This is a genomic window from Phycisphaeraceae bacterium (genome assembly GCA_020851465.1).
Lineage (GTDB): Bacteria > Planctomycetota > Phycisphaerae > Phycisphaerales > Phycisphaeraceae > JADZCR01.
The window spans coordinates 1-8201 of sequence record JADZCR010000013.1; the positions used below are offsets into that span (position 1 = coordinate 1).

Below are 8201 nucleotides of genomic sequence, written 5' to 3' on the forward strand. Positions count from 1 at the left end.
AGCACCAATTGCACTCCGCCTACGCTATTGTGCCTGTAATGGGCGTAGCCATAGTCGGCGGCGATCATCTGGCCAATATTGGGTCGCTTCCAGTGATGGGGCACGTCTATGGGGTCGGCGTCGTGTTTCAACAGTTCGCCTGTTATCGCGTCGCGCACGTCATACAGCCATGACGCGGGGTATACTTCATCGCCCTGTGTTCCTCCGCTCAGGGTGAGTTCCACCGGAAACACGGTCATCGCGATGAGTTTACCCAGGCACACCACTATCCACTGCATGCCGGTCCGCCCGCGCGCCGCCATGCTCGCTTGATTCCGTCCTTGCCGGTGGTCCCCTCACATCGCTGACATGGGTGGTAACGCATTGCGGCGGTTGACGTCAGCAGTGAATAACTGGTAAATTGGCTGTAGTCAGCACGGTGAAAATAGGCTGAACAAGACAAGATGATGTAGAAGAATCTCTACAGCGTCATGACGATCGATGAGTTAGCGGCATATATCAAGATCTCGAAGTCAACGTTGTACAAGCTGTGCGTCGAAGGAAAGGTGCTTGGGCAGAAAATTGGTCGGCACTGAGGATTCCTGCGGACCATCATTAGACGGATGGTTGGCTAGGGAGTTCATGTCGTTGTCGCCGATGCGGTAAAAAGAGCGCCGGATGATGAAACGCTTCACCAAGGCTATTGGGCGAGCAGCCAGATTTCAATTGCCCGACCTGCTGCGGGCAGAGCGGCGTTCCTGGCTGACCTATGCGTAGGTGTTTTCATGCAAGGGGGAAATGGGCAGATGAACAGCTGTTGGTACTATTCGAAGGGTGGGCGCATGCACGGACCGATGAGTCGATCAGAACTCGACGAATGTTACGACCGGGGCGAGATCGCCAATACCGATCAGGTGCGGATGGAAGGCGGCACCCCCTGGATTCCATACTCCACGGTGGCACGCGACACGGCATCCGACGGTAGCTCAACCGTCGTGGTCAGCCGCGTCGAACGCGTTCGTGGCGTGGATCACGTTGCTTCACCAAGTCACTCAAACATCGTGGGCACAACTTCACCTCCACCGCTGCAGCCGACTCGTTCTTGGTTGAACGCTGCTGGGGTTCACCCGCTTGTCGCGCTTTGTGTTGTCGCATTCGATTTCACGATCTTTGGGGGTGAAGCCGCAACGGGCGGGCTCGGGGCCTTCTTCCTTGCACCGCTGGCGGGAATGGTAGTGTTCGGTGCCACGATCTTGGTTCAGCGACATGGCTGTCATGATTCATGGGCGGCAGCAGCAGGAAAGGCCTTGCTGCTCGGATTCCTCACCGCTATTCCCACCCCGCTACCGTCCTTCGTGACTGCCGCCCTAGGTGGGATGGGTTATCTCGCGCGACGCGGAACCACATAACGATGCCGTGACGCGTTGCGGCAATAGAATAAGGAGCTAGACATGTTCGACTTAACCGACCATATACTGCGAAAGAGAATACTCGACTGGGCTCAGCAGATTCGTGTTTTGCTCGACAAGGAGGGTCAATCAGGTGCGGTAGCGGCCGTGGATGACGCGATCGCCCAGTTCAAGATGGATAAGCTTACGATTGCCGTCCTCGGGAAGGCCAAGAGAGGGAAAAGCACTCTTGTGAACGCCTTGCTGGGACGTACCGACGACATCGTAGCGCCGGTGGACGTCCTTCCCGCATCAAGCACCATCAGTCGGTTCTTTTTCGGCGAGAAAGAGACCGCAACCGTCTATTTTGCGGATGGCCATACCGAGTCGGTACTGTTCGGAAATATCCGGGATTACGTGACGGAAGAGGCCAACCCAGAGAACCGTAAAGGGGTTACCTTTGTTGACATCGCCGCTCCTTTCCCGGGCCTTGATCCGAACGTAGTTCTTGTCGACACCCCTGGTGCGGGTTCCCTTCACGAACATCACGACACGCTACTCCAAGCATTTTTGCCTTCGGCGGATGCGGTCATATTCCTCGTGACAGCACAGATGCCCATCGACAACACCGAACTCGATCTGTTGCGTCAGATACGGGCTGCTGACATCCAGAAAATGTTCTTCGTGGTGAACCAGATCGACGTCACCGACTCGCGCGATCTGCAGGATGCCATTGAGCACAACACCAAAGTCCTGGCCTCGGCAGGCATCCATGCGACTTTCGTCCACCGGATCAGCGCGCGCTCTGCTTTCGAAGGCAGACCGGACAAGGGCGGGATCACCTCCTTGATTGATGAAGTCCGGGACTTCCTCGTCGCCAATCGCCTGGGGGCACAAATCGAACGTTTGCGCTCTCGAATTGAGGCGGTTGCCGGAGCCTTCGTTTCGCAGGTCGACTTGCAGCTCCGTGAAAGTCAATGCAGCCGAGATGAAATCGACCAGCGGTTGACTGAACTTGCAAAGACACGCACCAACCTCGAGTCGAAACAGCAGTCCGTTGACCGCAACTTCATCTTGGAGTGGAACACGGCCATAGATGACTTCGAGCAGCGACTCAGCGTGATTCAGCGGCAGACTCAACAGCATTTCGAGCAAACGATCGCTTGCGCACCGCTGTTAACTGTCAAGACCCTATCCGCAAGACTTCCGAGACTAATGCTCAACGACATCGAGCAGCGTTTGCAGCCTGCAGTCGACGAGTTGGAGAAACAACTTATTGCGGCCGCGAACCAACTGCAGCGATCCCTGCCGATGCTCGACATCCGTACTGGCGATGGGGTGGCCATTCAGAAATTGTCTGATGGCGAGATGAAACGAGGAGTTATCAAGGGTTCACTTTGGGCCACATTAAGCGGTTCTTTACCCGTGGCCTCCAGTTATGTGTTCGGACAGATGGCGGCCGCTGGGACGAGTCTTGCGGCATCTGCCACCGCGGCCGCCGCCACCGCTGTATGGTGGAACCCGCTCACATGGATATCTGCTGGCGCAGCGGTTCTATCTGGAACCGCTGGTGCCGCTGGCGCGAGCGCGATTACCGCTGCTGCAACACCATTGTTGACCATTGTTGCTGGACCGATAGCGACGGCTGCATTGGCGGTGGCTGCTGCGCAGGTGCCGCTCGCCTGGCGGAGATCGATGTTGAAACACAAGGATCACTTGCCGCTGGCGGCGCGCGACTTCATCTCAGACGCTTTTCGACAACTAAGGGCAGAGCGGCTTCGCGAGCTTCGGAAGGCGGGAGAGATGCTCCTCCGCGAGTACCGTCAGAAGCTGGGACAGCAGATCACCCAGACCGAGACCACGCTGGTGACAATCCGGGAGCGACGTCCGAGCGAAGACCGGATTGTGGCCTTGCGGATCACAAGCGACGAGTTCCACCGTGTAATGAAGTCATTACCGCTGGTGGATGGGAAAGATTCAGGGGCTAAGGCATGATGCACGTCATTGATCAACTCCTGCGCCTGTTCACAGCGACGATACGGTTCCCGCCGAATGATACCGTCCGCGAAGTACTAACGACTGCGCAGCAACGGCTGCTGGTGCTGCGCCATCGCTGGACGCTGCTGGATAAACCCTTCGTGGTTGCGATAGTCGGGTTGAGCAATGTCGGCAAGTCAACATTGATGAACGCATTGCTGGGTGACGAATTCGCGCCCGCCGGCAACTACCCATGCACCGCCTGTCCTGTGGAGTTTTCCTTCGGAACACCGTTGCAACTGACGGTCTTCCCTGCTGAGGACTACAACAGGCCACATTGGGTTTGCAGTGATGCCACGGAGCTATTAGAACGATTGATGGCGGTTGCGGACGAAAAGCAACGAACGTTCGAGGGGAAGGTGTCTCGTGTTCAGGTTACAGCCCCGCTTCCCATTCTCGAAAATGGCCTCGTCCTTGCTGATACACCTGGGTTTAACGCCGTGCAACTTGAAAGTCGCCAGGGAACGCATCAGCAAGCTTTGGAGGACTATCTACGCACGAAAACATCGCAGGTGTTCTGGGTCGTTCGCGCGACATTCGGCGTCGACCGTGCCGAGAAGGGGTTTTTTGAGCGGTTTCTGGGCGAAGTATGTGACGACATCATCGTGACAGGATCTGAATCACTTGATGAAGGCCAACGGCTGCGATGGCGCAGACGCGTTGCCGCACATCTCTGCGGACCCATGCCCCGCTTCCATTTTGTTTCGGGGTTGCATGGTGCAGAGGCAAAGCGATCTGGCGATGCTGGAAAGCTGGAGAGAGCTGGCATCAACAATCTGGAAGCCCGGCTGAGAGAACTGGCCGTGTCCGGAACGCGAGTCGGCGTTCTGCGGCAGGCGGTGACCGACTTAGCTCACCAACTAGGAGACTGGGCAAGGAGCCATTGGGCGGACGCAACGGGCTACAGGGGGAATTTCTGGAATCCGCCGGAATGGGCCACGCTGAGATCGGCCGCCGTAAGTGATACGCTATGCCAAGAGATTGTCACGGCATTGGATGTCCCAGAGCACAGTTCGTGAAGGAGACAGCAGATGACCGCAACGGCAGCTATTTCGACTACCTCGCAGAAGACGGCGCAGGGGTGCTCAGTCGCCATTATTGGCACTGAGGGCACCGGGAAGACCGTACTCATCACAACGCTCGCCTCTCGCTTCAGTCGAGTGACCCCAGACGGGCTATTCCTCAGCCCCAGCGATAACCGTGGAGTGACTTACAAATACGTTTCTCGCAGCTGGGATGCGCTATCGAAAGGCCAATGGCCGCCAATCACAAAACGCGGGGAATTTTTCCAACTGGAGTGGATACTTCAGGAGCATGGCACGCCCGTCGCTGACATTCGTATGATCGATGTCTCTGGTGAGGATCTTCGGCTTCTGTTCGACGATGGTCAGATTGATGAACCAACGAAGCTGTCTGATGGCCTGCGACGAGTCGTCGAGTATTTGCGCGACGCCAAGATCATCTTGGTTCTCGTGGATCTGGACGATATTGTCAGTAATCGCGACGGTGAGCACGTTCGGCAGACGCAGTGGGTCATCAACTATGCCTTAAAGAGTGCCTCGACTAACGGAATCGGTGGGGCAACGGCGCTGGTCTTCACCAAAGCAGACCGATACGAAGCCCTTATCCAGCGCGAGGGCGGGTTGGAGAGCGTGATCCAAAAGTATCTGCCGCTCGTCTATGGCAATTATGTGGAGGATGGACGTCTATCGGTACTGTCGGTAGCAGCCGTGGCGGAAACACGCGTTGACACGTCCTCCAGAGAGCCACGGCAAGTGCCCGTGATGAATTTCAAGTCGCGTGGCCTGGATACGCTGATGAAGTGGATTCATGGCAAGGCACGGGCGGTCGCAGCGGCGGATGCCGCACGGCGGGACGCAATCCGCACCCAACAGGCAGCGGAGGCTCGCGTCGCAAAAGATCGCGATCTCAAAAAGCTTCGTGATCACCGTCGCGGGCAAATGATGAAAAGCCTTTTACTTGCGCTGCTGCTTGGGGTATTGGCGCAACCGATCACGCTTCCCGCCTTGCGCTACCTCTACACTCACCGAGACCCGTCCGTTGAGACACGTGTGCCGCGCCAAGTCGATCACCCGGGCAACTGGTATCTACTGTGGTTGAATAGTACGACTGAAACAGTCTACGACGTGACGGTATCTAACCCTGACTACAAAGTGAACACAAGCGCCGTTGTGATTTGGGATATGCTTTTGACCACAGGAGGTATCCTGATTGCCTGGAAAATCCTGTACGAAAAATTCAACGCGGCATCCCCGGCCCCACAGAATTAAGGTGTCACACAACCAAAGGTAGAGGTAGCTCCGATGCAATTCCGACTGGCGATTTTCGACCAAAGCACTCGAAATCCGAGTAATCAGTACTGGACATGGTTCCATCCCGAATTGACGGTTGATCTACTCGGCCGTGTGTACGATGAGATCATAAGCCGCAACCTGCCTGAGAGACCGCAGGACCTCAAGCCAGGCGAGTATGCGGGGGGGGCGGTTGTCATTGACGGTTGGCTGTGCTGCTACAGAGTGGGCAATGGGGGGACGGATTCCTTTGGCCGCGAGGGCCGATTCGTACCTATTTGTGCATTTACGCGTGCCGCCGATGCTAAAGGTCGTAACTGCCTGGAGGTTCTGGAATCGCCGCAACTGAAGGAACTGGCTAGAACTGCGCGGGATAGCTGTCCGGTGCCTGCGCCAGAGAGCCTCGCGATTGATCTAGAGGTCTCGGTGGCGCAGGACGCGACGGGCCAACTCGAGGAACTCACGCGGACTGGCCGGGTGGAGATCGCCGGTACTGATGTGTTGGCTCGTGCGGGATCGCTGATCGCGGCGCTTGCCCCAAGCGTTCCGTTTGAGTGTCGACTGGTGCAGTCGGGAGGCGGGGCCTCGGCGATAGTCTCCAAGCCTGTACGAGATACAAACGTACCTCCTATTTCAGATGCGGTTCAGGATGTGCGGCCTTCCGCCCAAGAGATACGCCGACCTCAGCGCGTCGGTGAGCACGACGAAGCCGTCGTGGCTCCTACTGGTCCCATGGGCACGTTGAAAGCGGGCGGCGTTCTGAGGCGGTACCGGTTACACTTAGCCATCGCGATTGTGTGTCTGCTCATCGGCGGTTTGTCTGGATCAGTCCTGCACTCGATAATGACGAAGCTTGTCGCGATAACGACGGAGCCCGCCGCGGTCGCCCCCGACGTCGATTTCTTGGTTCGACAAGTCGAAGAGGGGTCTTCACAAGTCCCGTCTGGCAAGGTCAAACTATCGCTTGAGCTCGTTACCCGTACCCCTGTGATTGAAAGCTGGAGCCTGGACGGGCAGCCCTTGAAGGGGGAGGCGAATCGGATTTTGGAAGCGGTGACGTATGGGCAGCACAGGGTGGAAGTTAAGTACCATTACGCCGATAAAGATGGTAACTCACATCGAAGAAAGGCGGCGACCATAAGTGTGAAGCACACAGAGGGAGGCGGTGTTTCCGTTGACGTACAGCCCGTGGTGGACTGAGCTTCCCCACGAACGGTGGGCGCGTCCGGACGGCGGGATTTAATGCTTTGAGGTCAGGACGCGGCGCAGCTGGCCGGCAGCCAGAATGCTGGTGACTGCGGCTCAGCGTTTGTCGGCGGTCATTGATTCGGGCTAGCGGGTTGAGATCATGGCAAACTCTCAGTGCTGGCGGATGCAAAGCGTGGTCCCTATTGCTGTTGTTTCCCGCCAAACTCGCCATGATACACGCCGCCCGCATTAATCGCGTTGCGGTTGATCACCACACCGAATCGCGTAGACGGGTTGCCGGTGAGCAGGAAGGCCACAGCCTTGCTGCCAATCTGATTATCCACCATTTACTAGTTCGCGCATGTGCCCGTACCGGTCAACCAGAACGCCTGCTGACCGGCATCGACGATGGTGTTTCGCATCGACGGCCGTAGTTGACGAACGTCAATCGCCATGGGCTGCCTCCCGCGCCAGCCAGGCGGCGTAGTGGATCAGGTTCACCGTGCCGTCGATATTGGCAGGCGCACCAGCCTCGATGTCGGTGCGAACCATCTTCTCGGTGATCCGCCGGGAGCCGGCGGTGGCGAGGATTTTTGCCGCCTGAGCAGGCGTCAGGGCGGTCATTCGGGGTGTCTGATCGGTCATATCTCTAGTCCCGGGGCAAGGTTACGTCAATCTGTAAGTTCTTTATTTACAATGAGTTAATTGCCTTGATGTTTCTTCCCAAGCATGGCTTAATGTGCCTGTTGAATTGAACGTAAACCAAGTAGCCACAAGGAGATAGGCCATGCGAACCAAGCGAATCGAACTTGAAGGACGAACCGGGCACGTCGCCATCGAACGCCAGCGCGGCAGCGTCACCATCCGCATCGACAGCATCATCGCCGACCCCGACCCCGGCAAAGGCGAGCAGGCTTGGAAGACCTGGGAGATCGACGCCAAGGGCACTGACGACACCGAACTGTTCTGGATCGCCACTGAGGTTCAGCGCCGCTGCGACGGGGTGGTCGGTACCAACAGCGACGTAGACGGCTACTACCGCGAACTGCAGCGTTTTGTGGACTGAACGGAGAACGCCATGACCCGATCCCAACCCATCATCCAGATTACCCGCCGAGGCCGGAACCTCGTCATTCGTCAGGTCTGCAGCCGCTATGGTGAAGTCATCGACCATCTGGTCGAACGTCACAATGGCTCGCCTGTCGGTATGGTCGCCGCTGCCGAGCGGGCCAGCCGACGAATGTTTGAGCGGTATGACGAGGCCTCCAACATCAACAGCCCAATCGTTGCAACCGAT

At 57.3% G+C, this 8201-nt stretch carries 10 protein-coding genes and 1 pseudogene; 8 read left to right on the top strand and 3 right to left on the bottom strand.

What is annotated here, in order from left to right; genetic code table 11:
* The coding region (locus tag IT444_11970; GenBank protein ID MCC7193489.1) for a hypothetical protein at positions 1–302 on the bottom strand (302 nt) is incomplete at its 3' end.
* Between the two features lie 165 nt (positions 303–467).
* Here IT444_11970 and IT444_11975 point away from each other — a divergent pair.
* From IT444_11975 to IT444_12000, 6 genes and pseudogenes are all read left to right on the top strand, one after another.
* Positions 468–575 (top strand): annotated as a pseudogene (locus IT444_11975) (helix-turn-helix domain-containing protein).
* A gap of 258 nt (positions 576–833) precedes the next feature.
* Entirely contained in the window at positions 834–1388 is a 555-nt protein-coding gene (locus tag IT444_11980) for a hypothetical protein (protein ID MCC7193490.1), read from the top strand.
* Between the two features lie 42 nt (positions 1389–1430).
* Positions 1431–3362 (top strand): dynamin family protein, encoded by a 1932-nt coding sequence (locus IT444_11985; protein MCC7193491.1) that lies wholly within the window; start codon positions 1431–1433, stop codon positions 3360–3362.
* A complete protein-coding gene (locus IT444_11990; GenBank protein MCC7193492.1) occupies positions 3359–4423 on the top strand; it encodes a dynamin family protein in 1065 nt (354 codons plus the stop codon). Before IT444_11985 ends, IT444_11990 begins: the two co-directional genes overlap by 4 nt.
* Before the next feature lie 12 nt (positions 4424–4435).
* On the top strand, positions 4436–5695 hold the full coding sequence (locus tag IT444_11995; GenBank protein ID MCC7193493.1) for an ATP-binding protein: 1260 nt from the start codon (positions 4436–4438) through the stop codon (positions 5693–5695).
* A 33-nt stretch (positions 5696–5728) separates the two neighbouring features.
* Complete coding sequence (locus IT444_12000; GenBank protein MCC7193494.1) at positions 5729–6916, top strand: hypothetical protein; 1188 nt, start codon at positions 5729–5731, stop codon at positions 6914–6916.
* A gap of 188 nt (positions 6917–7104) precedes the next feature.
* Here the strand turns inward: IT444_12000 and IT444_12005 are convergent, their stop codons facing one another.
* Positions 7105–7251, bottom strand: coding sequence for a hypothetical protein (locus IT444_12005; protein ID MCC7193495.1), 147 nt, complete (start codon positions 7249–7251; stop codon positions 7105–7107).
* A 97-nt stretch (positions 7252–7348) separates the two neighbouring features.
* On the bottom strand, positions 7349–7549 hold the full coding sequence (locus IT444_12010) for a hypothetical protein (GenBank protein ID MCC7193496.1): 201 nt from the start codon (positions 7547–7549) through the stop codon (positions 7349–7351).
* A 142-nt stretch (positions 7550–7691) separates the two neighbouring features.
* Between IT444_12010 and IT444_12015 the strand changes: the two genes are divergently transcribed.
* Together IT444_12015 and IT444_12020 are read left to right on the top strand one after the other, a co-directional pair.
* The gene (locus IT444_12015; protein MCC7193497.1) at positions 7692–7970 is read left to right on the top strand and encodes a hypothetical protein; all 279 of its coding nucleotides are present in this window, start codon (positions 7692–7694) and stop codon (positions 7968–7970) included.
* A gap of 12 nt (positions 7971–7982) precedes the next feature.
* The coding region (locus IT444_12020) for a hypothetical protein (protein ID MCC7193498.1) at positions 7983–8201 on the top strand (219 nt) is incomplete at its 3' end.

What these genes read in the sequence shown, in the direction of transcription:
- IT444_11990 (MCC7193492.1), top strand. Translation starts at nt 3,359, where the DNA reads ATGATGCACGTCATTGATCAACTCCTGCGCCTGTTCACAGCGACGATA.
- IT444_12000 (MCC7193494.1), top strand. Translation starts at nt 5,729, where the DNA reads ATGCAATTCCGACTGGCGATTTTCGACCAAAGCACTCGAAATCCGAGT.
- IT444_11985 (MCC7193491.1), top strand. Translation starts at nt 1,431, where the DNA reads ATGTTCGACTTAACCGACCATATACTGCGAAAGAGAATACTCGACTGG.
- IT444_12005 (MCC7193495.1), bottom strand. Translation starts at nt 7,251, where the DNA reads ATGGTGGATAATCAGATTGGCAGCAAGGCTGTGGCCTTCCTGCTCACC.
- IT444_11995 (MCC7193493.1), top strand. Translation starts at nt 4,436, where the DNA reads ATGACCGCAACGGCAGCTATTTCGACTACCTCGCAGAAGACGGCGCAG.
- IT444_12015 (MCC7193497.1), top strand. Translation starts at nt 7,692, where the DNA reads ATGCGAACCAAGCGAATCGAACTTGAAGGACGAACCGGGCACGTCGCC.
- IT444_11980 (MCC7193490.1), top strand. Translation starts at nt 834, where the DNA reads ATGAGTCGATCAGAACTCGACGAATGTTACGACCGGGGCGAGATCGCC.
- IT444_12010 (MCC7193496.1), bottom strand. Translation starts at nt 7,549, where the DNA reads ATGACCGATCAGACACCCCGAATGACCGCCCTGACGCCTGCTCAGGCG.